The 24,850-nt window shown below is 50.8% G+C and carries 20 protein-coding genes; 8 read left to right on the top strand and 12 right to left on the bottom strand.

What is annotated here, in order from left to right; translation table 11 throughout:
- Window positions 1–162: 162 nt before the first annotated feature.
- Window positions 163–1,005 (bottom strand): glutamate racemase, encoded by an 843-nt coding sequence (gene murI, locus JK198_RS12185; protein ID WP_212710601.1) that lies wholly within the window; start codon window positions 1,003–1,005, stop codon window positions 163–165.
- Between the two features lie 210 nt (window positions 1,006–1,215).
- On the opposite strand from murI, the gene trmA reads away from it, so the two are divergent.
- Window positions 1,216–2,316: a tRNA (uridine(54)-C5)-methyltransferase TrmA gene (trmA, locus tag JK198_RS12180; RefSeq protein WP_212707975.1), complete on the top strand. Its 1,101-nt coding sequence runs from the start codon at window positions 1,216–1,218 to the stop codon at window positions 2,314–2,316.
- Window positions 2,317–2,367: 51 nt separating this feature from the next.
- On the opposite strand, the gene JK198_RS12175 is transcribed toward trmA, so the two are convergent.
- Both JK198_RS12175 and fabR read right to left on the bottom strand, forming a co-directional pair.
- A complete protein-coding gene (locus JK198_RS12175) occupies window positions 2,368–2,712 on the bottom strand; it encodes a YijD family membrane protein (RefSeq protein WP_212710602.1) in 345 nt (114 codons plus the stop codon).
- A 4-nt stretch (window positions 2,713–2,716) separates the two neighbouring features.
- Window positions 2,717–3,373 (bottom strand): HTH-type transcriptional repressor FabR, encoded by a 657-nt coding sequence (gene fabR / locus JK198_RS12170; protein WP_212710615.1) that lies wholly within the window; start codon window positions 3,371–3,373, stop codon window positions 2,717–2,719.
- 194 nt (window positions 3,374–3,567) lie between these two features.
- Here fabR and sthA point away from each other — a divergent pair, with 194 nt between their 5' ends.
- Window positions 3,568–4,968, top strand: a complete 1,401-nt coding sequence (gene sthA, locus JK198_RS12165) for a Si-specific NAD(P)(+) transhydrogenase (protein ID WP_212707978.1) — start codon at window positions 3,568–3,570, stop codon at window positions 4,966–4,968.
- Here the strand turns inward: sthA and oxyR are convergent.
- Window positions 4,960–5,865, bottom strand: a complete 906-nt coding sequence (gene oxyR, locus JK198_RS12160; RefSeq protein WP_212707979.1) for a DNA-binding transcriptional regulator OxyR — start codon at window positions 5,863–5,865, stop codon at window positions 4,960–4,962. The genes sthA and oxyR overlap by 9 nt on opposite strands.
- A 146-nt stretch (window positions 5,866–6,011) precedes the next feature.
- Between oxyR and JK198_RS12155 the strand changes: the two genes are divergently transcribed.
- Window positions 6,012–6,746 (top strand): redoxin family protein, encoded by a 735-nt coding sequence (locus JK198_RS12155; RefSeq protein WP_212707980.1) that lies wholly within the window; start codon window positions 6,012–6,014, stop codon window positions 6,744–6,746.
- Between the two features lie 59 nt (window positions 6,747–6,805).
- On the opposite strand, the gene argH is transcribed toward JK198_RS12155, so the two are convergent.
- From argH to argC, 4 genes are all read right to left on the bottom strand, one after another.
- Window positions 6,806–8,179, bottom strand: a complete 1,374-nt coding sequence (gene argH, locus JK198_RS12150; protein ID WP_212707981.1) for an argininosuccinate lyase — start codon at window positions 8,177–8,179, stop codon at window positions 6,806–6,808.
- A gap of 89 nt (window positions 8,180–8,268) precedes the next feature.
- Entirely contained in the window at window positions 8,269–9,480 is a 1,212-nt protein-coding gene (locus JK198_RS12145) for an argininosuccinate synthase (protein WP_212707982.1), read from the bottom strand.
- A 28-nt stretch (window positions 9,481–9,508) separates the two neighbouring features.
- On the bottom strand, window positions 9,509–10,285 hold the full coding sequence (gene argB / locus JK198_RS12140; protein WP_212707983.1) for an acetylglutamate kinase: 777 nt from the start codon (window positions 10,283–10,285) through the stop codon (window positions 9,509–9,511).
- A gap of 14 nt (window positions 10,286–10,299) precedes the next feature.
- On the bottom strand, window positions 10,300–11,304 hold the full coding sequence (gene argC, locus JK198_RS12135; protein WP_212707984.1) for an N-acetyl-gamma-glutamyl-phosphate reductase: 1,005 nt from the start codon (window positions 11,302–11,304) through the stop codon (window positions 10,300–10,302).
- Window positions 11,305–11,470: 166 nt separating this feature from the next.
- On the opposite strand from argC, the gene argE reads away from it, so the two are divergent.
- Together argE and ppc are read left to right on the top strand one after the other, a co-directional pair.
- Window positions 11,471–12,619, top strand: a complete 1,149-nt coding sequence (argE, locus tag JK198_RS12130; RefSeq protein ID WP_212707985.1) for an acetylornithine deacetylase — start codon at window positions 11,471–11,473, stop codon at window positions 12,617–12,619.
- A 227-nt stretch (window positions 12,620–12,846) separates the two neighbouring features.
- Window positions 12,847–15,498: a phosphoenolpyruvate carboxylase gene (ppc, locus tag JK198_RS12125; RefSeq protein WP_212710603.1), complete on the top strand. Its 2,652-nt coding sequence runs from the start codon at window positions 12,847–12,849 to the stop codon at window positions 15,496–15,498.
- 68 nt (window positions 15,499–15,566) lie between these two features.
- On the opposite strand, the gene metF is transcribed toward ppc, so the two are convergent.
- The 3 genes from metF to metB form a co-directional block, all read right to left on the bottom strand.
- Window positions 15,567–16,466 (bottom strand): methylenetetrahydrofolate reductase, encoded by a 900-nt coding sequence (metF, locus tag JK198_RS12120; protein WP_212710604.1) that lies wholly within the window; start codon window positions 16,464–16,466, stop codon window positions 15,567–15,569.
- 225 nt (window positions 16,467–16,691) lie between these two features.
- The gene (locus JK198_RS12115; RefSeq protein WP_212707988.1) at window positions 16,692–19,127 is read right to left on the bottom strand and encodes a bifunctional aspartate kinase/homoserine dehydrogenase II; all 2,436 of its coding nucleotides are present in this window, start codon (window positions 19,125–19,127) and stop codon (window positions 16,692–16,694) included.
- 2 nt (window positions 19,128–19,129) lie between these two features.
- Window positions 19,130–20,290, bottom strand: coding sequence for a cystathionine gamma-synthase (gene metB / locus JK198_RS12110; RefSeq protein WP_212707989.1), 1,161 nt, complete (start codon window positions 20,288–20,290; stop codon window positions 19,130–19,132).
- Window positions 20,291–20,553: 263 nt separating this feature from the next.
- Between metB and metJ the strand changes: the two genes are divergently transcribed.
- A complete protein-coding gene (gene metJ / locus JK198_RS12105; protein ID WP_046791907.1) occupies window positions 20,554–20,871 on the top strand; it encodes a met regulon transcriptional regulator MetJ in 318 nt (105 codons plus the stop codon).
- A 108-nt stretch (window positions 20,872–20,979) separates the two neighbouring features.
- Here the strand turns inward: metJ and rpmE are convergent, their stop codons facing one another.
- Window positions 20,980–21,192 (bottom strand): 50S ribosomal protein L31, encoded by a 213-nt coding sequence (gene rpmE, locus JK198_RS12100; protein WP_212707990.1) that lies wholly within the window; start codon window positions 21,190–21,192, stop codon window positions 20,980–20,982.
- Window positions 21,193–21,415: 223 nt separating this feature from the next.
- Between rpmE and priA the strand changes: the two genes are divergently transcribed.
- A complete protein-coding gene (priA, locus tag JK198_RS12095; protein ID WP_212710605.1) occupies window positions 21,416–23,611 on the top strand; it encodes a primosomal protein N' in 2,196 nt (731 codons plus the stop codon).
- A gap of 164 nt (window positions 23,612–23,775) precedes the next feature.
- Entirely contained in the window at window positions 23,776–24,801 is a 1,026-nt protein-coding gene (cytR, locus tag JK198_RS12090) for a DNA-binding transcriptional regulator CytR (protein ID WP_212707992.1), read from the top strand.
- Window positions 24,802–24,850 lie beyond the last annotated feature (49 nt).

Raw genomic sequence — 24,850 nt, 5'->3', positions numbered from 1 at the left:
TTCGTGATTTTTTCTCCGGACCGAATCGCTTCGGTCCCTGTCACGCCGCTGCGCATCGCGCTTTGCCGTGTCAGTGGATGCGCATTATAGGGAGTTAATTTTTTCTGGCAAGGGTTTATTTTAAATTAATTACTGACTGGCGGGTTTTTACTCATTTCATCACTAAATTGCGAGTATTTTCAGCGAAAGCAGGCCATAGCGTTGTAAAACGGGCAATAAACGCTCAGTTTCCACGGTCATTGCAGTACAAAACGCAATATCCGCAACAGAAGAACAGGTTTTTACCGGTTGTTGCTGTAACAGCCATGCCGTTCTTCTGGCAATTGCGGCACCTGAATCCACCAGTCTGGTGCCTTCAGGTAATACTGACTGCAATTCTTCCTTTAGTAACGGGAAGTGAGTACAGCCCAGCACCACCGTATCCGGAGGTTCGGGTAGCTTAAGCCACGGCCGGATAATTTTCCGTACGTCACTCAGTGATACTGCGTCACCCTGTAGTTTTTGTTCGGCCAGGACTACCAGCTCAGCAGAACCCAGCATTTCTATATGGCATTCTTTAGCGAACTGCCGGACTAACTGGTGGGTATAAGGCCGTTTTACCGTACCGCGTGTTGCAAGCAGCCCGACAATACCGTTACGGGTCAGGCGTGCTGCAGGTTTTATCGCCGGGACAACACCTACGACCGGGAAATCAAATGCTTCACGGAGTGCAGGTAAAGAGACCGTGCTTGCAGTATTACAGGCAACGACAGCAATAGAGACAGTATAGTCGCGGGTAATCGCTGCAGTAATCGCCTTAACGCGTTCAACAATATAATGCTCTGTTTTCTCCCCGTACGGGAATCCGACATTATCAAATACATATATATAGTGTGCATCAGGCAATAGCTGCCTGATTTCATCATATACCGAAAGGCCACCAACCCCGGAATCAAAGACCAGGATCGCCGGCCGCCCCTCAGCAGTGGCAGAAGGCATTAACTCATCCTGAACAACTGTCGCCATACACTGTCTCATCGTTATCAGTAAACGGATAATTTATTCTATCACGATACCGTTCTGCGGGGCCGGACGGCTTCGCAGGAAATCAGCTGCGCTCACAATTATCCCGACAACCGCCCGGTAAAGGAGTCATACGCCCCGATGATCCGATGCTGGACATCAGCGCCGGAATCCCTACAATCGCCGCCTGATACCCAACAACCAGGATTCATTATGACCCCGGAACATCTCCCCGTTGAAGACTATGACGACCAGCTGGCGGAAAAAGTTAATCGCTTAAGCGCTATGATGGCGCCGTTTAATGCACCTGATGCCGAAGTATTTCGCTCGCCTGTCAGCCATTACCGTATGCGTGCAGAATTTCGTATCTGGCATCAGGGAGATGATCTGTACCATATTATTTTTGATCAGCAGACCCGCCAGCGAATCCGGGTAGACAGCTTTCCTGCCGCCAGTGAACTGATTAATACCATGATGCCACTGATGATAGAGGCATTACGTGATAACCCTGTATTACGCCATAAACTGTTTCAGATCGATTATTTGTCGACCTGCAGCCGGGAAATCATTATCTCTCTTTTATACCATCGGAAAATAGATGATGTATGGCAGACAGAAATATCTCTGCTGCGTGACAGTCTGCGGGCCCGGGGATTTAACGTCCAGTTCATCGGCCGCGCAACAAAGACAAAAATTTGCCTGGATCACGACTATGTTGATGAAGTCCTGACCGTGGACGGCAGAGAAATGATTTATCGCCAGGTGGAAAACAGCTTTACGCAACCTAATGCAGCAATAAATGTAAAGATGCTGGAGTGGGCATTGGCGGCTACCCGTGGCGCTAAAGGAGACTTACTGGAACTCTACTGTGGTAACGGAAACTTTTCGTTAGCGCTGGCAAGAAATTTCCGCCGCGTACTGGCCACCGAAATAGCCAAACCCTCAGTAGAGTCTGCACAATACAATATTGCCGCGAATAATATTGATAATGTGCAGATTATCCGGATGTCGGCAGAAGAGTTTACCCAGGCCATGCAAGGGGTGCGTTCTTTTAACCGTTTGCAGGGTATCGAGCTTAAAGACTATGACTGTGAAACGATTTTTGTTGATCCCCCGCGCAGCGGTCTGGACAGTGAGACACTCAAAATGGTTCAGGCTTATCCGGCTATTCTGTATATCTCCTGTAATCCACAGACCCTGAGCGAAAACCTGGAAACACTGAGCACCACGCACCACGTAGAACGTCTGGCATTGTTCGATCAATTCCCTTACACCCACCATATGGAATGTGGTGTGCTGCTGCGCCGTAAATAAATCTGTGGCTAACTGTTACTGCCCTTCTTATGGGCGGTAATGTTAGTAAAATCAGCGACGGCGAAAACGGCTAAAAATCCAGAAAACCAGACAGACCATTAAAAGTACCGGTAGAAAATCAGAACCGATTTGCGGGTACCTGGTACGGATTACCGCACTGCAGACCAGTATTCCTAGCAGAAAAAATCCTCCTGACAGCGAAGGCGTGCCTTCCGGCATACTTCTGTTCAGATAGCGCTGATGCAGATACCACACAGAAAGCGCCAGCGAGATGAGAGGGAAAAAGGAAAACGGGACGCCGTCAGTAAATAAAGCAGAAAAACTACCATTAATTGACAGACCGGCAATAAAGGCCAGAATCAGGGTGCCTTTATCACGCGTGTTTTGTTCAGTCATATTATTACCTGTTTACGTCATGTTCTGAGTGTTCGGTAGCTGATGCCAGCCTTTCCTGCTCCCTGCGGTACCAGTAATAAGCGCCCTTAGAGATCATGCGTAATTGCAGTACCAGACGATCTTCCAGCTTTCGCCGCTGTTCTGCATCTACATCGACCGCTTCAGCCCCTGCGCTGAAAACAATAGTGACCATTGCTTCTGCCTGAGCTTCGGTGAAACTGCGCGGCATATGGTTTTCTAATTCCAGATAGTCGGCAAGTTCGGCGATAAAGTGCTGAATTTCTCTGGCGACCGCGGCACGAAAAGCAGCAGAAGTCCCTGAACGTTCGCGCAGTAACAAACGAAAGGCGTTCGGGTTATTACCAATAAATTCCATAAAAGTAGAGACCGAGGTTTTGATGATGCTACCGCCTTTAGCGATTCGTTGCCGCGCCTGACGCATTAACTGGCGCAGCATTAACCCGCTTTCATCAACCATAGTCAGGCCAAGCTCATCCACATCTTTGAAATGACGGTAAAACGAAGTCGGTGCAATACCTGCTTCACGGGCAACTTCACGTAAGCTCAGGCTGGTGAAACTGCGTTCTGCACTTAGCTGACTGAACGCTGCTTCAATAAGAGTACGTCTTGTACGTTCTTTTTGTTGTGCTCTGACGCCCATCATCTCTGCCTTTTTACACTTTATGTTGGCACTATATCAAAATTATCAGCGTACAGTGGGGCAAACTTTGTGAACGCCTGTTAACCTGTTCATTAAACACGGAAACAAGAAATAACACGATTAGCGTTCAGACAGAATGACTAAAATGTTATATTTAGGTTGTTAAAATGTTTATGAAAATAGGGCGTACGGGTATGCAAAAGTCTTACGATTACGATGCCATTGTCATTGGTTCCGGTCCCGGCGGTGAAGGTGCTGCTATGGGGCTGGTGAAACAGGGAGCTCATGTAGCGGTTATTGAGCGTTATCATAATATCGGTGGCGGCTGTACCCATTGGGGAACGATTCCGTCAAAGGCTTTGCGACACGCTGTCAGCCGAATCATCGAATTTAATCAAAACCCGTTATACAGCGATCATTCACGCCTGTTACGTTCTTCATTTTCAGACATTCTGAAACATACAGAAAATGTTATTCAGCAGCAAACAACCATGCGCCAGGGTTTTTACGAACGCAATCACTGTGAAATATTTCAGGGTGATGCGAACTTCGTCGATGCTCATACCATTGAAGTTGTATTGCCTGACGGTACACGTGAGAGGCTGACAGCCGGTAAATTTGTTATTGCCTGCGGTTCACGCCCTTATCATCCTGACAACGTTGATTTTTCACATCCCCGTATTTATGACTCCGACTCGATCCTCGATTTACGCCACGAACCTTCACACGTCATTATTTATGGTGCCGGTGTGATTGGCTGTGAATATGCTTCTGTCTTCCGCGGACTGGGCGTAAAGGTCGACCTGATCAATACCCGTGACCGTCTGCTGGCGTTCCTCGATCAGGAGATGTCAGACTCTCTTTCTTATCACTTCTGGAATAGTGGTGTGGTTATCCGCCATAACGAAGAGTTTGAAGAAGTGGAAGGAAATGACGACGGCGTCATCGTCCATTTAAAATCCGGTAAAAAAGTGAAAGCAGACTGTCTGCTGTATGCTAATGGCCGTACCGGAAATACGGATTCACTGTCGCTGGAGAATGCCGGGCTGGAAGCCGACAGCCGCGGTCTGCTTAAAGTTAATAATATGTACCAGACCGCACAGCCTCATATTTTTGCGGTGGGTGATGTTATCGGCTACCCCAGCCTGGCCTCCGCCGCTTACGACCAGGGCCGTATTGCCGCACTGGCGATGATTAAAGGTGAAGCGACCGCCCATCTGGTTGAGGATATTCCGACCGGTATTTATACCATTCCGGAAATCAGCTCCGTCGGCAAAACCGAGCAGCAACTGACAGCAATGAAAGTCCCTTATGAAGTAGGACGGGCACAATTTAAACACCTCGCCCGTGCCCAAATCGTCGGGATGAATATTGGCAGCCTGAAAATTTTATTCCACCGGGATACCAAAGAGATTCTGGGTATTCATTGCTTCGGAGAACGGGCGGCAGAAATTATCCATATCGGGCAGGCCATTATGGAGCAAAAGAACGGTGGTAATACTATTGAGTACTTTGTAAATACCACCTTTAACTATCCGACTATGGCCGAGGCCTATCGTGTCGCGGCATTAAATGGCCTTAACCGTTTATTTTGAGATCTGTCCTGACGCAACCATATGCGCACTGATGGTTTCTGCCAGCTGCTCGTAGCGGCTGCGCAGAGGAGAACCCGGACGGTAAACCAGTGCAATCGTTCGCTGTGGTACTGGTTTATCGCAGGTAATATAACAAACACCATCCCGTTCACGTTCAGCAGGCACTGCCAGCGAAGGCATCAGAGTGATTCCGCTTCCGGCAGCAACCATATTTCGCAGCGTTTCCAGACTGGTCGCGCGGAAATGGGTATCTTCGTCGGCTCCGGCAGAGAAGCAGAAGCCCAGTGCATGGTCGCGCAAACAATGTCCGTCCTGCAACATCAGTAACTTTTCACCGGCCAGGTCAGACATGGGTACCCGCTCACGGTTATGCCAGGGATGATCGGAATATACCGCCAGTTTCATCGGTTCATCAAACAACGGCACTTCAATAAAGGCTTCTGTCTCTTTAACCAGAGCCATAATTGCGCAATCCAGTTGTCCGTTATCCAGCTGAGCCAGCAATTGCTGAGTCTGTGCTTCATGCAGATACATTTCCAGCCGGGGAAATGTTTTATGCAGCATAGGCACAATTTGTGGCAGTAAATAGGGGCTGACGGTAGGGATCAAACCGATATGTAATGGCCCGGACATTGTTTCGCCCTGCTGGCTGGCCATTTCCTTCAGCACTTTGACTTCCCGTAAAACAGTACGAGCCTGGTCCACCAGTAATAAACCGGCCTGAGTAAACAATACCTTACGGCTGGTGCGTTCCAGTAGCATCACGCCCAGCTCATCTTCCAGTTTACGGATTTGCCCGCTCAGCGTCGGCTGGCTGACATGGCAGGCATCTGCCGCACGTCGAAAGTGGCGATGTTCTGCCAATGATACCAGGTACTCAAGGTCGCGAATATTCATTGATTTCCTTCAGTCTGTGATAGCTAGTGACGATAGATAGCATAGCAATCAACGATTAGCCCTATCAAGCTGAGATCGTCATAATCATCTCAACTGATAACAAACATCTTTTATTTAACGCCATATGGCGTAGGACAGGAGCCAATATGTCAAACAGTTACGAAGGTCGCACCGTACCCGAAGTTACTTTCCATACCCGTCAGGGCGATAAATGGGTAGATATGACTACTGCTGACTTGTTTAAAGATAAAACAGTAATTGTATTTTCACTGCCCGGTGCATTTACCCCCACCTGCTCATCGAGTCATTTACCCCGCTATAACGAGCTGTACAGCGTATTTTCGCAACATGGTGTGGATGAGATTTTATGTATCTCCGTTAATGATGCGTTCGTGATGAATGCATGGAAAGCCGATCAGCATGCAGAAAATATCACTTTTATTCCGGATGGTAATGGTGATTTCACCCGTGGCATGGATATGCTGGTCGGGAAAGAAGACCTTGGCTTTGGTGCACGCTCATGGCGTTATTCCATGCTGGTACGTAACGGTCACGTTGAGAAAATGTTTGTTGAACCCAACAAACCCGGTGACCCGTTTGAAGTCTCTGATGCAGACACCATGCTGCGGTATCTGGCCCCGGAAGTAAAATTACAGGAATCCGTCTCACTGTTTACCAAACCAGGCTGCCAGTTCTGCACCAGGGCTAAACAGATGCTGCAGGAGCGCGGAATTCAGTATGAAGAAATCATTTTAGGTCAGGATGCGACAACTGTCAGCCTGCGGGCAATCACTGGCAGAGCCACGGTACCACAGGTCTTTATTGGCGGTCGCCATATTGGTGGCAGTGATGACCTGGAACAGTACTTCCTGAGAAGCTGACCGGCATACCCCCGGCCAGGCAGACAATAAAACAGCGGACCCCGGTCCGCTGTTTGTTATCAGGTAAGACGTTGTTTTGCTTCATGGATAGCTAAAGCGACCTGTGCCGGAGCAACACCACCACGGGCATTACGTTTATCCAGACAGGATTGTAACGATAATACCGGATACACATCTTCACCAATCACCGGGCTGAAAGTACGGAGTTGATCCAGCGACAATGCTTCCAGAGCGACCCCTTTACCAATCGCAGCAACAACGGCTTCGCCGACAATATGGTGTGCCTCACGGAAAGGAACCCCCTTTGCCACCAGGTAATCGGCTAATTCCGTGGAGTTAGCATATCCCTGTTCAGCGGCTTCCTGGCAACGGGGACGTTTCACCTGAATCCCTTCCAGTACCAGCCCGGCCATATGCAGACAGTCCAGCCAGGTGTCGAGCGCATCGAACAAGCCTTCTTTATCTTCCTGCATATCTTTATTGTAGGCGAGCGGTAATCCTTTCAGAGTCATCATCATCCCGGTTAAGGCGCCCTGAACACGACCGCATTTACCGCGGATAAGCTCCAGTGCATCCGGGTTTTTCTTCTGTGGCATCAGGGAAGAACCGGAAGTGACTTTATCCGCTAATTCGACAAAGCCTGCTTCACCGGAGTTGAAGAAGATAAGATCTTCGGCGAAACGCGATAAATGGACCATGCCGATCGATGCATCGGAAAGCAGTTCCAGCACATGGTCACGGTCAGACACCGAATCCAGACTGTTACGGGTAGCAGAGGCAAAACCAAGCCAGCCGGCCAGCTGTTCACGGTCAATTTCATATGCCGTACCGGCAAGGGCCCCGCAGCCCAGCGGACTGACATCAAGACGCTTCAGCGCATCCTGCAGACGGCTTTCATCACGGGCCAGCATTTCTGTATATGCCAGACACCAGTGCGCAAAAGTTACCGGTTGTGCACGCTGCAGGTGGGTATAACCCGGCATAACGGCATCCTGGTTAACTTCGGCGGTGGCAACCAGATCCTGCTGAAGCTGACGGGTTGCCGCCAGCAGCTCAGTGATCATCGTTTTACACCATAATTTAAGATCTGTAGCAACCTGGTCATTACGGCTACGGCCGGTGTGCAGTTTTTTACCCAGCGCACCCACCTTATCAATCAGCTGTCCTTCAACCCAGCTATGGATATCTTCAGCATCACTTTGCAGAATCTGCTCAGGGTTCGCCCGGACATCATTCAGCAGAGCCTGCAGAGCCTGTTCCAGTTGTTGTTGTTCTTCCTGGCTCAGTACGCCCACGGTAACCAGCGCTTTAGACCAGGCAACGGAGCCGGTAATATCCTGTTCCGCAAGCCGGTAATCAAAACGCAGTGAATCATTAAATTGTTTAAATCGCTGGTCTGCTGCCTGAGTAAAACGTCCGCCCCACAGTGCCATACTGATACTTCCTATAATCGGTTATTCTTAAAAACAAGGCGGCATAGCCGCCGCCCTGGTCCGGTATTACGGCTGAATGAGACGGAAGGTTACTTCTGCTCTTTCAGTGCACGGATACGTGATGACAGTGAGTACAGACGGATAAAACCACCCGCATGGCTATGGTCATAAACTTCGTCTTCGCCAAAGGTAGCGAATTCTTCTGAGTACAGGCTGTTCTGCGATTTTTTACGGATAGCAGTCACCTGACCTTTATACAACTGCAGTACAACCTCACCATTCACGGTTTCTGCCAGTGACTCAGAAGATGCCTGTAAGGATTTACGGACCGGGGTAAACCAGCGTCCGTCATACACGACATACGACATTTCCAGGCCCAGCTGCTCACGCCATTTATAGCTGTCACGATCCAGTACCAGCTGCTCAACAGCACGCAGAGCATTCACCATAATCGTCCCGCCCGGTGTTTCATAACAACCACGGGATTTCATACCGACCAGACGGTTCTCAACAATATCGATACGTCCGACGCCATGTTTTGCGCCCAGCGCGTTCAGAACATCCAGGCAGCCGAACGGGGAAAGTGCCTCACCGTTAACAGCAACAATACGCCCTTTCTCGACAGTCACCGAGACTTCTTCCGGCTGATCTGGCGCGTCCTGCGGATCAACAGTCCAGACCCAGCAATCTTTATTTGGTGCATTCCACGGACTTTCCAGCACACCACCTTCGGTTGAAATATGCCATGCATTTTCATCACGACTGTAAATTTTTTCGAGAGTGGCTGTCGTCGGAATATTACGTTCTTTCAGGTAGTCAAGCAGTGCTTCACGGGAACGCAGATCCCACTCACGCCACGGAGCAACCACTTTAAGCTGCGGTGCCAGGGCAGTGTAAGTGCTTTCAAAACGTACCTGATCGTTACCTTTACCGGTGGCACCATGACACAATGCATCAGCGCCCACTTTCAGTGCCAGTTCAACCTGAGCCCTGGCAATGATCGGCCGGGCCATTGAGGTACCCAGCAAATAGGTCCCTTCATACAGCGCGCCAGTTTGCAGCACAGGATAAACATAGTCGCTGATAAATTCTTCACGCAGATCGACTACATGGCATTCAGATGCACCCGACTGCAGGGCCTTTTCTTCCACCCCGGCCAGATCGGCAGGGTCCTGGCCGACATTGGCAACAAAGGCAACCACTTCACAACCATAGTTCTCTTTCAGCCATGGAATAATCGCAGAGGTATCAAGCCCGCCGGAATACGCCAATACGATTTTTTTTATGCCTTGAGTTTGCATCTTATAATCCTTGAATCAGTCTTTGTCGTTAAGCCAGAATCCGGGTACCGATTGGTACACCGTTAAATAAGTCAGGGAGCTGCTCTGCATTACGCCAGCTGGCAATATCTACCGGTCGTCCGAGAGTTTTCGCAGCATCCAGCGCAGCATGAACTTTAACGATCATGCCATCGGTGATGATTCCCCTGCCGATGAGCGTTTCCGCATGCTGAGCCGTCATTTCGGCAATCCGCTGTCCTTTACCATCCAGAATACCGCTGACATCAGACAGTAATACCAGATCTGCGCCCAGGGTTGCAGCCAGTGCTGTTGCCGCCTGGTCAGCGTTCACATTCATTAATAACCCTTCATCGGTGATCCCAATAGAGCTGATCACCGGTAAATAACCGGCATCCAGTAACGTCGTCACCAGAGCAGGGTTTCCCGGGCTTGCCTGCCCGACATGCCCCAGTTCATCATCAAATTGTGCAACATTCACAATACCGCCATCACCCAGTGACAGGCCAACCGCGTTGATGCCATATTTTTTAGCCCGGGCCAGCAATGTTTTATTCGCTGTGCCCGCCAGGGCTCCGGTAATAATATCGATCTGATCTGCCGGAGTGACCCGCAAACCATTTTTTTTACTGACCGGCAGCGCCAGTTTTTTCATCAGTTCATCGACCAGGCATCCCCCGCCATGAACAATAAGCAGCGGGCGCTGGTGACTATTACGGTAAGCGAGTAATGCGTCAAATAAACGGTCCAGGGCTTCTTCGCTATCCAGCAAAACACCCCCCAGTTTAATGATCAATGGCTTTGTCATGATGATGTTCATCCTTAAAGCAGAGAAAGTGTTTCAGGGTAGCCGAAACGTATATTCATGCATTGCACAGCCTGAGAAGAGGCCCCTTTAAGCAGGTTATCTTCCGCGCTGACGATAATCAGGTGCTCACCCTGAACGGCGAAACCAATATCACAGAATGGCAGGCCTACGACGGACTTCAGGGCCGGGACGCCAGTGTCGTACAAACGTACCAGCGGTTTATCGTCATAGGCATCATGGAATGCTTTTGCCACATCCTGTGCAGTGATACCTGCAGTTAACCGGCAGGTAATGGTGGCCAGAATACCCCGCGGGAAATTCCCCAACTGAGGAGTAAAGATCACCGGAATCCCTAAATGTTCGGCAATTTCCGGCTGATGGCGGTGAGTAAACAGGCCGTAGGGCTGTAAACTGACTTCACACACACTGGTGTTCAGGGAAGCTTTACGTCCGGCCCCGCTGACCCCGCTGGTAGCATTAATCACTGGCCAGTGTGCGGTATTAAGCAAACCGGCATCCAGTAAGGGTTTAATGGCCAGCTGAGCTGCTGTCGGGTAGCAGCCGGGTACCGCAATTAACCCGGCCTGGCGGAGATTATCCTGCTGCCATTCTGCGAGTCCGTAGACAGCTTTTTTCAGCAACTCCGGGTGCTGATGTGTGAATCCGTAATAGCGGGTATAAAATTCAGCACTATTAACCCGCCAGGCGCCTGATAAATCGAATACCACACACCCCTGTGCCAGGAATTGCGGGGCCAGATCATGGCTGACTTCATGTGCCGTTGCCAGAAAGACCACGTCAGTACCGTTCGCCAGTTCAGCCACATCGGTCAATGGCTGTAGTCGCAGGTCTGTCTGTCCTTTTAACTGCGGATGCAGATCAGACAAGAGTTTTCCTGCATCCGGGCTTTGCGCGGAGACGGCTATTCCGGTTATGTTTATATGCGGATGGCGATTCAGGTAAGTCACCAGTTCAACACCGGCATAACCACTGGCGCCTACAATCAGCGTGTTCAGCATCAGGCTGTGTACCTTATACGTAAGTCTATATTTCAGCTGACGGTATCTACCGCCTTACGGATTGCCTTCGTGAGCAAAAATAGTTCACATACTTCAGGCCATAATGTATTTTTATTCATAATTAATGCATGAATATTGACACATCCTAACGCAAGGACCGTCAACAGTGAAGATAAAATTACCGCCTTTTATTGAGCTTTATCGTCAGTTAATTGCCACACCGTCGGTCAGTACGACAGAACCCGCGCTGGATCAGAGTAATGAGGCGCTGATTAATCTGCTGGCCGGGTGGTTTCGCGATCTGGGTTTCCATACGGAAGTGCAGCCTGTGCCGGAAACACGCAATAAATTTAACCTGCTGGCCCGTGCCGGTAAGGGTTCAGGCGGACTGATGCTGGCAGGCCACACGGATACTGTCCCCTTTGATGACGGGCGCTGGTCACAGGACCCTTTTACGCTGACAGAGCGGGACAATAAGCTATACGGGCTGGGTACCGCAGATATGAAAGGATTTTTTGCTTTTATTCTCGATACCCTGCGTGATGTGGATATTACACGGCTGAAAAAACCGCTGTATATTCTGGCTACCGCTGACGAAGAAACCACTATGGCAGGGGCCAGCTATTTCGCACGTACCACCAGCCTGCGACCTGATTGTGCGATTATCGGTGAACCGACGTCTCTGAAACCGGTAAGGGCGCATAAAGGGCATCTGTCAAAAGCTATCCGTATTCAGGGACAATCGGGGCATTCCAGTGATCCTGAGCGGGGTGTCAATGCGATTGAACTGATGCATGATGCCATCGGGCACCTGACTGGCCTGCGTAACACACTGAAAGAGAAATATCACCATGACGGCTTTGTCATTCCTTATCCGACCATGAACTTCGGAGCAATTCATGGCGGAGATTCTCCGAACCGGATCTGTGCCTGTTGCGAACTGCATATGGACCTGCGCCCATTGCCCGGCATGGCACTGCCTGATTTACATGAATTACTGCTGGAAAGTCTGGCACCGGTCAGTGAGCGCTGGCCGGGCCGGCTGACAATCAGTGATCTGCATCCGCCCATTCCGGGCTATGAATGTCCCCGTCATCACGGACTGGTCGCGGTCATTGAAAAACTGCTGGGGACCGACACAGAAATTGTTAACTATTGTACCGAAGCCCCTTTTATCCAACAGCTATGCCCTACCCTGGTACTGGGGCCCGGTTCTATTGAGCAGGCCCATCAGCCAGATGAATATCTCGACACAGCATTTATCAACCCTACCCGTCAGTTAATCGAACGTGTCGTTCATCATTTTTGCCAGTGACCTTTCCGCCGGGCAGTTATTATTCACTGCCCGGTGATATTTCCCTTTTTATAAGAATAACTTATTAAATAGCCTGTTTTTCAAATTTTATTAAATTCAATAAGTTGGGATGTATGTGATCACGATCAAGTCATTTGACGAATCGTACGTTACATGGCTAGATAAAAGACAGGGTTATGCAGGACGGGTAACAAACTCACATAAATAGCATAGGGTGTCAGGGCCACATGAACGAACAATATTCTGCAATGCGAAGTAACGTCAGTATGCTGGGTAAACTGCTCGGGGATACAGTGAAGGATGCGTCAGGGGCAAATATTCTCGACAAGGTGGAAAGGATACGTAAGCTTTCCAAGTCATCCCGTGCCGGACATGATTCCGATCGTCAGGCGTTGCTTTCGACCCTGCAAAACTTATCTAATGATGAATTATTACCCGTCGCCAGAGCGTTCAGCCAGTTTCTGAATCTGACCAATGTCGCCGAGCAATATCAGACGATTTCCCACCAGTCCCAGGGGGCTAATAACCCGGAACTGCTGAAACAGGCTTTTGAACGGCTAAAACAGCAAAAAAAATTATCAGAATCTGACATCCTGCAGGCTATTGAATCGTTATCTATCGAACTGGTCCTGACCGCGCATCCGACCGAAATTACCCGCCGTACCTTGATCCATAAACTGGTTGAAGTGAACAGCTGCCTGCAACAACTGGATCATGCCGATCTGACGGATCATGAACGTAACAGCATTATGCGTCGCTTACGCCAGTTAGTCGCCCAGGCCTGGCATACGGACGAAATACGTAAAGTGCGTCCGACACCGGTAGATGAGGCAAAATGGGGGTTTGCCGTCGTAGAGAACAGCCTGTGGGACGGCGTTCCGGCATTTCTGCGTGAGCTGAATGAGCAGGCAGAGGAAACCTTTGGCATTCGATTGCCGGTCGATTTTGTCCCGGTAACGTTTACTTCATGGATGGGAGGGGATCGTGATGGCAACCCGAATGTTACCGCCCCGGTCACCCGACATGTTATTCAGCTAAGCCGCTGGAAAGCCGCAGATATGTTCTTACGTGATATCGGAGTGCTGATTTCCGAGCTATCCATGTCAGTCTGTAGTGATGAGGTCAGAACGTTGTGTGGCGATCCGCAAGCACTGGAACCTTACCGGGTGATTCTGAAACGTATCCGCAGCCAGCTGATCAATACCCAGGCTTACCTGGAACGCCGTCTGAAAGGTGATTATCCGGGCCGCCCGACAGATTTACTGGTGACCAACGATCAACTGTGGGACCCGTTATTCGCTATTTATCAGTCCTTACAACAATGCGGTATGGGAATTATCGCTAATGGTCAGTTACTGGATACACTGCGCCGGATTAAGTGTTTCGGCGTACCACTGGTACGTATTGATTTGCGTCAGGAAAGCACCCGCCATACGGAAGCACTGGCAGAGATTACCCGCTATCTGGGATTAGGTGATTACGAAAGCTGGTCAGAAACAGATAAACAGGCTTTCCTTATCCGCGAACTCAACTCCAAACGTCCACTGTTGCCGCAGCAATGGGAAGCCAGCGAGGAGACCCGCGAGGTTCTGGAAACCTGTCGTGTAGCTGCTGAGGTTCCACAGGGTTCGATTGCTGCTTACGTCATTTCGATGGCTAAAACACCTTCCGATGTTCTGGCGGTTCACCTGCTGCTGAAGGAAGCCGGTATCCGCTACGCACTGCCGGTGGCACCACTTTTCGAAACCCTTGATGACCTGAATAATGCCAATGATGTAATGACTCAGCTGCTAAACATCGACTGGTATCGCGGATTTATCCAGGGCAAACAGATGGTGATGATTGGTTATTCTGATTCTGCCAAAGATGCCGGGGTAATGGCCGCCAGCTGGGCGCAGTATCAGGCACAGGATGCGCTGATTAAAACCTGCGAAAAAGCCGGTATAGCCTTAACCCTGTTCCATGGCCGCGGTGGTTCTATCGGCCGGGGCGGGGCGCCTGCCCAGGCAGCTTTACTATCACAACCTCCGGGCAGCCTGAAAGGTGGCCTGCGCGTGACTGAACAGGGGGAAATGATCCGTTTCAAATTCGGATTGCCGGAGGTCACTATTGCCAGCCTGTCTCTGTACACCGGAGCCATTCTGGAAGCCAACCTGCTGCCTCCGCCGGAACCGAAACCGGAATGGCAGAACATTATGGATCAGCTGTCAGAAGATTCCTGTGCAATGTATCGTGATTATGTCAGGGAACACCCGGGCTTCGTTGCCTATTTTCGTGCAGCAACCCCGGAGCAGGAACTGGGTAAATTGCCTCTGGGTTCCCGGCCCGCGAAACGCCGTCCGACCGGTGGTGTTGAATCATTACGGGCGATCCCGTGGATTTTCGCATGGACGCAAAACCGCCTGATGCTGCCGGCATGGCTGGGAGCAGGTGCCGCCCTGCAAAACGCCATGGCCAAAGGTCAGCAAAATGCGCTGGAAGCTATGTGCCGTGACTGGCCGTTTTTCTCAACCCGCATCGGTATGCTGGAGATGGTGTTTGCCAAAGCTGATTTATGGCTGGCTGAATATTATGATCAGCGACTGGTTGACCCGTCACTCTGGCCACTGGGTAAACAGCTGCGTGAGCAACTGGAGAAAGATATTAAAACGGTACTGACTATCTCCAACGATGCACATCTGATGGCAGATCAGCCATGGATTGCAGAATCGATTGCGTTACGTAACGTGTATACGGATCCCCTGAATGTATTGCAGGCAGAATTACTGCACCGTTCACGGGCCGCAGAAGCCGCAGGCGAACCGGCGGATCCGTCGGTTGAACAGGCCCTGATGGTGACAATTGCCGGGATTGCGGCAGGAATGCGTAATACTGGCTGATATAACCCACAGGCTTTCAGATAATAACCCGGCAAGGGTGCCCGCGTTGCCCTGCCGGATAGATCCCCTCACTGGTGCGTCATTTGCGGCCGTACGCCCAGCGTATGGCAAATGGCATAACTCATTTCCGCACGGTTCAGTGTATAAAAATGGAAATCTTTCACTCCCTCATGGGAGAGAATTTTTACCATGTCCATCGCAATGTTCGCTCCGACCAGCTTACGAGTTTCAGCATCGTCATCAAGCCCGTCAAACATTCTGCTCATCCAGTGCGGTACACGGATATTGGTGAGGGTGGCAAAGCGCTGCAGCTGTTTAAAATTACTGACCGGTAAGATCCCGGGAACAATTTCCACGTCAATGCCTGCAGCCGCACAACGGTCACGGAAACGCAGATAACTTTCCACATCGAAAAAAAACTGGGTGATGGCCCGGTCAGCCCCGGCATCGACTTTACGTTTCAGGCTGAGTAAGTCGGCCTGGGCGCTTTTTGATTCAGGGTGGACTTCAGGATAAGCAGCCACCGAAATATCAAAGTCACCGACATCTTTCAGCAGTGCGACCAGATCGGCAGCATACATGGCGGGTTTCTGGCCGGCACAAGGCAAATCCCCGCGTAACGCCACAATATGGCGGATACCATTATCCCAGTAATCCTGCGCAATTTTCCGTAGTTCATGGCTATCAGTATCGATACACGTCAGGTGAGGTGCGGCTTCCAGTCCGGTACGCTCTTTTATCCCTTTAATAACACTGTGGGTTCGCGCACGCTCTCCGGAATTCGCACCATAGGTTACGGAGACAAAAGCGGGATTCAGGTTACGCAGACGCTCAATAGAGCGCCACAGAATATCTTCCATTTCCCGGCTTCGTGGAGGAAAAAACTCAAAAGAGACATTAATGCGTCCGTTTAATTCAGCAAGACTTTGATTAAGCGCCTCGTGCTGATTGGCATGAAAGAAACTCATCCTGTCACCTCTTCAATCACCGCTGCTGTCAAATTTGAACATCTAAACGTTTAGACGTCTGGATGCTTAAGTTGACGAATTCAGACAGCAGGGTCAACTGAATTATCAGCATGTTATGCTGACGGAAATTCATACAGGGTGCAGGTGGGGGGGCGTGATACAGGCCAGCAAGACCTCTGGCAGCAGGAAAAAATAAGGGCAGAGAATCACTCTGCCCGACACAGATCAGAGTAACTGGGCCAGCCGGTTGATATCCGACTGGATCGCCCCTGCGGTGACATCACGTCCGGCACCCGGGCCGCGGATAATCAACGGATTATCCCGGTACCAGCGACTTTCAATCGCAAACACATTATCACAGGGTAGTAAGGCCGCGAGCGGGTGATCAGACCTGACGGCTTCAACTCCGACTCTGGCTTTACCGCTGGCATCAAACCGTGCGACATAACGCAGTACCAGACCCATCTCAGCCGCTGCCTCATAGCGTTGCAGCATTTGCTCATCCAGTTCATCCGCATTTTCAAAGAAATGATCAACCGATGCTTCAGCGCAATGCTCCGGTACCAGGGATTCTACCCTGACCTGATGCGGCTCAATATCATAACCAGCTTCACGGGCAAGGATCACCAGCTTGCGCATAACATCCTGCCCTGAGAGGTCTACCCGCGGATCAGGCTCTGTCAGCCCCTGCTGCCAGGCCTGGTCGACCAGCTCGGTAAAAGGTACCGTTCCGTCATATTGCAGGAATAACCACGATAAGGTGCCGGAAAAAATACCACTGAGGGACAATATTGAGTCACCGCTATCCCGCAGATCACGTACGGCATAGTTAATCGGTAACCCTGCGCCGACAGTAGCATTGTATAACCAGTGACGCCCTGTCCGTTTGAAGGCATCGCGAATTTGGCGCCAGTGAGTACTGTCTGATGAACCGGCCACTTTGTTAGCACTAATCACATGAAAGCCGTAACTGGCGAAATCCAGATACTGCTCAGCAATACGGCTGTCGGCGGTAACATCCAGTACGACAAGGTCATCAAAAGGATGGTCCCGCATCCATAAGAATAGTGACTCTTCATCACGAAGCTCTGATTCATCCTCAAAAAAAGCCAGGGTACGGCTGGCATCCAGCCCTTCATAATTCAGCAGGCTTTTCCGGCTGTCGGCCACACCGGCCAGCACAAACTCAAAGCCGGTTCGTCCGGACAGGTTTTCCTGTTCACGGGCAAATAATTCCAGCCAGCGTGAACCTATATTCCCTTTACCAAACAGAACCAGCCCGATACGTTTCTCCGCGCCGAACAGCGACTGATGGAGCCCCTGTATCAGGTGCTGTGTCGGCCCGCAACGCAATACCGCAACCAGGCTGATATTTTGCTCTGACTGCCAGACAAACTCGACCGGCTGGTCCTTGATTTGCTGCCAGAAACGGTGGGCATGTAACGGATTGCGGACGACACCGGCCCCGACCATAGCGACCAGTGCCAGCCCGTTACGTAAACGGACATTTACCGGCAGGCCGCTGCTCTGCAGCAAAGCCAGTGCACTGTCCACCACTTCCGAGGTATAGCAGAGTTGTAGCAGGTAGCGATCCGGATGCGTTCCGCTGGCAAGAGGGCGCAGCTGAGCACGGGCCAGCAGCAGTTCAGCCTCTTTTTTCAGGGCAGCAAAGTCATGCTGCTTCGCGATTTCAATTTCAATCAGACACACATCATCATGGCTGGTAACAATACGGGCACCGGTGCCGGAAGCAAGTACCCGCTCAATACGCGTCGATCCCTGCTCAGGCTGATAACTGCAACGTAACTGCAGATCAATATCACTGGCAGAAACCGGTTGCAGAGTACGGGTATGCAATACAGGCGCCGCCAGCCTGGCGAGCTCACTGGCTTCATCCAGTCTCAGCAAAGGTAACAGGCAGGCATCAGAGACTTTCCGCGGGTCAGCACTGTACACCCCGGCAACATCACTCCAGATAGTCACCCGCCCTGCCCCGGCCAGGGCGCCAATCTGGGTAGCAGAATAGTCAGAACCGTTACGCCCCAGCAATACAGTTTCTCCTGCCTGGTTACGCGCAATAAAACCGGTGATCACTACCCGCTGACCTGCGCATTCCGCCAGCAGCTGCTGCAACCGCTGACGGGATTCCGTCTCATTCACTTCCGGCTGGGCTGAACGCTCTGCATATAAAAATTGCCGGGCATCCAGCCAGCGAGTATTCATATCCTGCTGTGATAACAACGCCGCCATTAAACGTGCTGACCAGATTTCACCATGTCCCACGACTTCAGCATAGACAGCATCGGTGACGGGGCTGTCCAGCAGGACTGCCAGACGTTCAAGGTCATGAATAAACGTCTGAATCAAGGGGTCTGCCTGTTCGGCCGGCAGAACGCTGCTCATCAGTCCGGTCTGAAAACGACGTAAATTTTGCTGAACCTGATGCGCAGACAGGCGGTCTGTGTTACTGAGTTTCAGCCAGCTAATCAGTTGATTGGTGGTACTTCCTGCGGCAGACACCACCATCAGGTCGCCGGGGTGGCTATACTCCGCCATAATCCCGGCGACCCGCTGATAACATTTTGCGTCAGCCAGGCTGCTGCCCCCGAATTTATGCAGTTGTCTCATTCCGGACGCCACACAGTCTGATGAAATTGTCATGCTTACCCCTTTGCTGCCACCCGAAATGCATTTTCCAGGTCAGCAACTAAATCTTCATGGTCTTCGATACCGACAGATACCCGCAATAAAGTATCAGAAATACCTGCCGCAGCCCGCGCCTCAGATGACATACCGGCATGGGTCATGGTTGCAGCGTGAGAAATAAGGCTTTCCACACCACCCAGTGACTCCGCCAGTGTAAACAAGGAGAGTGATTTCAGAAAGGTTCTCACGGTCTGTTCGTCGCCATCGAGTTCGAAGCTTAGCATAGCGCCAAAACCCCTCTGTTGACGCCGGGCAAATTCATGGCCCGGGTTGTCAGGCAGCGAAGGATGATACAGTTTTTTCACCAGCGGTTGTTTCTTCAGCGCATCAACAATCGCCTGTGCATTACGCTGGGCAGCCGCCATCCTCGGCCCGAGGGTACGTAATCCGCGTAACAACAGATAACTGTCAAATGCAGCGCCGGTCACACCAATATTGTTCGCCCACCACGCCAGTTCAGTGACCCGTTCAGGGTCTTTTGCAATCACGGTGCCCGCGACCACATCAGAGTGTCCGTTCAGGTATTTGGTGCAGGAATGCACCACCAGATCGGCCCCCAGTGATAGCGGATTCTGTAATACCGGGCTGAGGAAAGTATTGTCAACTACCGAGACCGCTCCGGCTGCTTTGGCCGCCCGGCAAATAGCTTCAATATCCACTACCCGTAACAGCGGATTACTCGGACTTTCTACCAGTACCAGTTTCGGGCCTTCAGCCATTGCTTCCGCCAGTGCCTGAGGATCCCCCTGATCGACAAATTTAACCCTGAAAGCACCGCGCTTACTCAGGCTATCGAATAACCGATAGCTGCCACCATAGCAATCGTGAGGAGCGACCAGTAAATCTCCCGGTTTCAGAAAAACTGTGGTCACCAGCAGGATCGCCGACATTCCGGTATTGGTTAACACCGCCCCGGCGCCGCCTTCCAGTTTTGCCAGCGCCTGCTGTACCACATCACGGGTCGGATTTCCGCGGCGTGAATAATCGTGGGCTCTTGGCTGATTAAAATCCACAAAATTATAGGTACTGGAAAGATGAATTGGCGGCACTACGCAGCCATATTGCTCGTCATCATTCAAACCGCTACGGACTGCGATGGTCGCTTGCTTATGTGTCATGGCGTATTTTTCACTGAAAAGGGGAAAGGCGTACAGAATAACACCCATGCATTGGACGTCAACACATCTAGACATCTAAATGTCTGTGAGTACAGATTGAGCAATAGAGCAAGAAACGCTAAAATTAGCCGGTAAAGTCAGATATCGCCATAATTGCTACTATGACAGTTAACCATTTACCTGTTGAGGCAAAACTATAATGCAGATATCTGGCATAATTAGCTGAACCCGGCAAGTTAACTTTTTATTAATTAAGGTACCCCATGGCTGAATGGAATGCCGAATATATCAGCCCTTATGCTGAGCATGGCAAAAAAAGTGAGCAGGTAAAGAAAATTACCGTCTCTATCCCTCTGAAAGTACTTAAAATTCTGACTGATGAGCGGACTCGCCGCCAGGTAAACAACCTGCGCCATGCCACCAACAGTGAATTGCTGTGTGAGGCATTTTTGCATGCATTTACCGGACAACCGTTACCGGATGATAATGATCTGCGGAAAGAGCGTGGCGACGAGATTCCGGAAGAAGCGAAAGTCATCATGCGTGAAATGGGCATTGACCCGGATAAATGGGAATATTGATCGCGGGAAATTTCTGCGTTTTACTCTTTGCTGAGTAAAAAAAGGTAAAAAAAACCCGGCAATGCCGGGTTTTTTACATCCGAATCCGCAGACTCGTCTGTCAGAAACTTATTTTGAACCCGGGATGCTGAAACGTTTGTTGAAACGTTCAACACGACCACCGGTGTCAACAACACGCTGTTTACCAGTGTAGAACGGGTGGCATTTACCACATACGTCCAGGTTCACATCGTGACCCATGGTAGAGTGAGTGTTGATAACGTTACCGCAAGAGCAGGTAATGGTGACTGCTTTATATTCCGGGTGAATACCTTGTTTCATGGGAGAACCTCTGTAGAAGGCCGTGTCGCTCTCCGTGCCAGGCGAACCTGCACAGCACCACACGCGGTTAAAAAAGAATGTTTTTTTGATGCACTGCTGCCGTTACAAGCAACAGCGGCGCTATATTATACAGAACCTCATTGATATGATGCAAATAAATTAACCATGCCAGCGACAGGATTCACCGTGTACACTACAATTTTGATTCGCCGGAGCCTACTGAATGCCTGTCATTAAGGTCGCACTTCCTGTCCCTCTGCCTCGTCTGTTTGATTATCTTGCACCGGCAGGCCCGGTGCCGGTAACAGGCAGCAGAGTCAGTGTGACATTTGGTCACCGGAAAATGACGGGGATTGTGTATGCGGTAACCGCCCAGAGTGAGCTGCCTGAAGCACAGCTGAAAACGATTGATGCAGTGATTGATCCGCAAAATATATTTACGGAATCATTATGGAAACTGCTGAACTGGGCCACGGGGTATTACCACTATCCGGTCGGCGAGGTTCTCTTCCATGCATTACCGGTATTACTCCGTCAGGGTCGCCCGGCCGTTCCCCCTTCAGGCTGGCAATGGTCACTGACCGAACAAGGAAAAATCACCGCCCCGGAAAGCCTGAAACGGGCAGTAAAACAACAACAGGCCCTTTCTGCTCTGCGTAGTGCTCCTTTGCAGCGCCATGAGCTCAGTCAGCACGATCTGAGTGATGCGGTATTGCAAGCCTTACGTAAAAAAGGCCTGTGTGAACTGAGCGAAATCCCTCCGCAACTCACAGACTGGCGTAAAGACTATCGGGTAAAGGGTGAACGCCTGAGGTTAAACACCGAACAGGCAACGGCTGTCGGCGCGATCCGCAGCCTGGATAACCAATATGCGGCCTGGTTGCTGGCGGGTATTACCGGCTCAGGAAAAACCGAAGTTTACCTCAGTGTGCTGGAAAATATTCTGGCCGAAGGTAAACAGGCCTTAGTGCTGGTTCCCGAAATCGGCCTGACACCCCAGACTATCGCCCGGTTCCGTGAACGTTTTCATGCCCCTGTCGATGTACTTCATTCTGCGCTGAATGACAGCGAGCGGTTAAATGTCTGGCTGCGGGCTGGCCGGGGGGAGTCGGCAATTATTATCGGTACCCGCTCGGCACTGTTTACTCCGCTGGCCAGACCAGGGGTCATCATTATTGATGAAGAGCATGACAGCTCTTATAAGCAACAGGAAGGATGGCGCTACCATGCCAGGGACTTAGCGGTCTTCCGCGCACATCAGGAAAATATACCGGTTGTCCTCGGTTCAGCGACCCCGGCGCTGGAAACACTGCATAATGTCGACACCGGAAAGTATCGCCAGTTAACGCTGACAAAACGTGCCGGTAATGCGCGCCCTGCGCTGCAGCAGCTTATCGACTTAAAGGGTGTATGTTTACAGTCAGGACTTTCCCCGGTATTGATCAATAAAATGCGTCAGCATCTTCAGGCTGATAATCAGGTGCTGCTGTTCCTCAACCGACGGGGTTATGCGCCGGCCTTACTTTGTCATGACTGCGGATGGCTGGCCGAGTGCCAGCGCTGTGAGCATTACTATACCTTCCATCAGCAACAACGTTTGCTGCGCTGTCATCACTGTGACAGCCAGCGGCCCCTGCCTTACCAGTGCCCTCAGTGTGGTTCAACACATCTGATGCCGGTGGGGATGGGGACAGAACAGCTGGAAGAACAGCTAAAAACATTATTTCCCGGGATACCGGTCACCCGGGTAGACCGTGATACCACCAGCCGTAAAGGCACACTGGAACAACATCTGGACGATATTCATCGGGGAGGGGCCCGTATTCTTGCAGGAACACAAATGCTGGCCAAAGGTCACCATTTTCCGGATGTCACTCTGGTTGCCCTGCTCGATGCAGACGGTGCACTGTTTTCTGCCGATTTCCGGGCCGCAGAGCGTTTTGCCCAGTTGTATACCCAGGTTGCAGGCAGGGCAGGACGGGCAGGGAAACAAGGTGAGGTTGTATTACAGACCCACCACCCGGAACACCCGCTATTACATACCCTGTTATATGAGGGATATTTCTCCTTTGCCCGCCAGACATTGCAGGAAAGAAAGCTGGTCAGCCTGCCGCCCTACTCCAGCCACGCCCTGTTTCGTGCTGATGACGCGGATAACCAGCAGGCAGAACAGTTTCTGCTGCAGTTGCGTAATCTGCTGGAGGCCAGTCCGCTAAAAGATGATCATTTCTGGATTATGGGGCCGGTGCCGGCATTGCAGTCAAAAAGAAACGGCCGCTGGCGCTGGCAACTATTATTACAACATACCTCACGTAAACAACTGCAACGTATTCTGAGCCACACACTGCCGCTGGTGACAGCATTACCGGCATTACGGAAAATGAAATGGACCCTGGATATCGACCCGACAGAAAACTGACGGTCATTATCAATGTGCGATACAGTACGAAAATACATCACTGACTGAGTGATTTATTGCAAATCTGGTAACGGAGGCGGCAGATAATCTGCTAACAATAGCCGTAGCTGCGGTGTTGTGTACCGCCTTATCTGATGACTAACTGACTGCCGGGAGTTTATGCTTTGAAACAGAATCCACCACCGACTCGTGCCACCATGAAAGATGTTGCCGAAAGAGCCGGTGTTTCAACAGCCACTGTTTCACGTGCCCTGGCCTCTCCGGAAAAAGTGTCGGTTTCAGCACGTCAGAAAGTGATACAGGCGATGGCCGGACTGGGCTATTCGTCTGCCCTGCTTCCCAGGCAACAAAAAAGAAATGACTCCCGGACGCTGTTAATTCTCGTTCCTGATATATGTGACCCGTTTTTCTATGAAATGATCCGCGGTATCGAGATCACTGCAGCGGCTGAGGGGTATCTGGTGTTAATCGGTGACTGTGCCCATCAGAATTTACAGGAAGTGGGTTTTCTGGAACAAATACTGACGCGGCAGATAGACGGGTTACTGCTGCTGGGTTCTCAGGTCCCTCCATTACACGAACTGGTCCATCGTGATCAATTACCCCCACTGGTGATGGCTAACGAATTTTCTGCCGATCTGGACTACCCGACCGTACATATCGATAACCTGACTTCGGCCTTCAATGCCGTCAGCTATCTGTTAAACACGGGGGTTAAAAAGATCGCCTGTGTGACAGGTCCCGAGTCGATCTCTCACTGCCAGTATCGTAAGCAAGGCTATATTCAGGCCCTGAGACGTCACAATATTGACATTAATCCCCATTATCTGGCCCGTGGTGATTTCAGCTTTGACTCGGGCAGAGACGCCCTATCCCGGCTGATGCGATTACCGGATCCCCCTGATGCTGTATTTTGTCATAACGATCTGATGGCACTGGGTGTTATGCATCAGGCTTCATTACTGGGTATCCGAATACCGCAGCAATTATCTGTTATCGGTTTTGATGATATTGATATAGCCCGGTACAGTCATCCGCCACTGACTACCATTTCTCAGCCCCGTTTTCAGATCGGCTGCGAAGCGGCGACGTTATTAATTGAAATCATCAAAGGAGAACGAATCAATGGCGGCTCCCGGTTACTGGAAGCCAGCCTGGTCGTTCGCCAGTCGACGTTAGCACCGGCGTAACAATGGAGTACAACCGTCCGCGCTGACGAGATTTTTCAGGCAATAACTC

This window comes from Tatumella sp. JGM91 (genome assembly GCF_018257575.1).
GTDB lineage: Bacteria > Pseudomonadota > Gammaproteobacteria > Enterobacterales > Enterobacteriaceae > Tatumella > Tatumella punctata.
Note: the sequence above shows the minus strand (reverse complement) of the source record. Positions and strands in the feature narration are given on the sequence as shown.

Coding starts and splice junctions, on each gene's coding strand:
- murI (WP_212710601.1), bottom strand. CDS start 1,005: ATGGCGACAGTTGTTCAGGATGAGTTAATGCCTTCTGCCACTGCTGAG.
- trmA (WP_212707975.1), top strand. CDS start 1,216: ATGACCCCGGAACATCTCCCCGTTGAAGACTATGACGACCAGCTGGCG.
- JK198_RS12175 (WP_212710602.1), bottom strand. CDS start 2,712: ATGACTGAACAAAACACGCGTGATAAAGGCACCCTGATTCTGGCCTTT.
- fabR (WP_212710615.1), bottom strand. CDS start 3,373: ATGGGCGTCAGAGCACAACAAAAAGAACGTACAAGACGTACTCTTATT.
- sthA (WP_212707978.1), top strand. CDS start 3,568: ATGCAAAAGTCTTACGATTACGATGCCATTGTCATTGGTTCCGGTCCC.
- oxyR (WP_212707979.1), bottom strand. CDS start 5,865: ATGAATATTCGCGACCTTGAGTACCTGGTATCATTGGCAGAACATCGC.
- JK198_RS12155 (WP_212707980.1), top strand. CDS start 6,012: ATGTCAAACAGTTACGAAGGTCGCACCGTACCCGAAGTTACTTTCCAT.
- argH (WP_212707981.1), bottom strand. CDS start 8,179: ATGGCACTGTGGGGCGGACGTTTTACTCAGGCAGCAGACCAGCGATTT.
- JK198_RS12145 (WP_212707982.1), bottom strand. CDS start 9,480: ATGCAAACTCAAGGCATAAAAAAAATCGTATTGGCGTATTCCGGCGGG.
- argB (WP_212707983.1), bottom strand. CDS start 10,285: ATGACAAAGCCATTGATCATTAAACTGGGGGGTGTTTTGCTGGATAGC.
- argC (WP_212707984.1), bottom strand. CDS start 11,304: ATGCTGAACACGCTGATTGTAGGCGCCAGTGGTTATGCCGGTGTTGAA.
- ppc (WP_212710603.1), top strand. CDS start 12,847: ATGAACGAACAATATTCTGCAATGCGAAGTAACGTCAGTATGCTGGGT.
- metF (WP_212710604.1), bottom strand. CDS start 16,466: ATGAGTTTCTTTCATGCCAATCAGCACGAGGCGCTTAATCAAAGTCTT.
- JK198_RS12115 (WP_212707988.1), bottom strand. CDS start 19,127: ATGACAATTTCATCAGACTGTGTGGCGTCCGGAATGAGACAACTGCAT.
- metB (WP_212707989.1), bottom strand. CDS start 20,290: ATGACACATAAGCAAGCGACCATCGCAGTCCGTAGCGGTTTGAATGAT.
- metJ (WP_046791907.1), top strand. CDS start 20,554: ATGGCTGAATGGAATGCCGAATATATCAGCCCTTATGCTGAGCATGGC.
- rpmE (WP_212707990.1), bottom strand. CDS start 21,192: ATGAAACAAGGTATTCACCCGGAATATAAAGCAGTCACCATTACCTGC.
- priA (WP_212710605.1), top strand. CDS start 21,416: ATGCCTGTCATTAAGGTCGCACTTCCTGTCCCTCTGCCTCGTCTGTTT.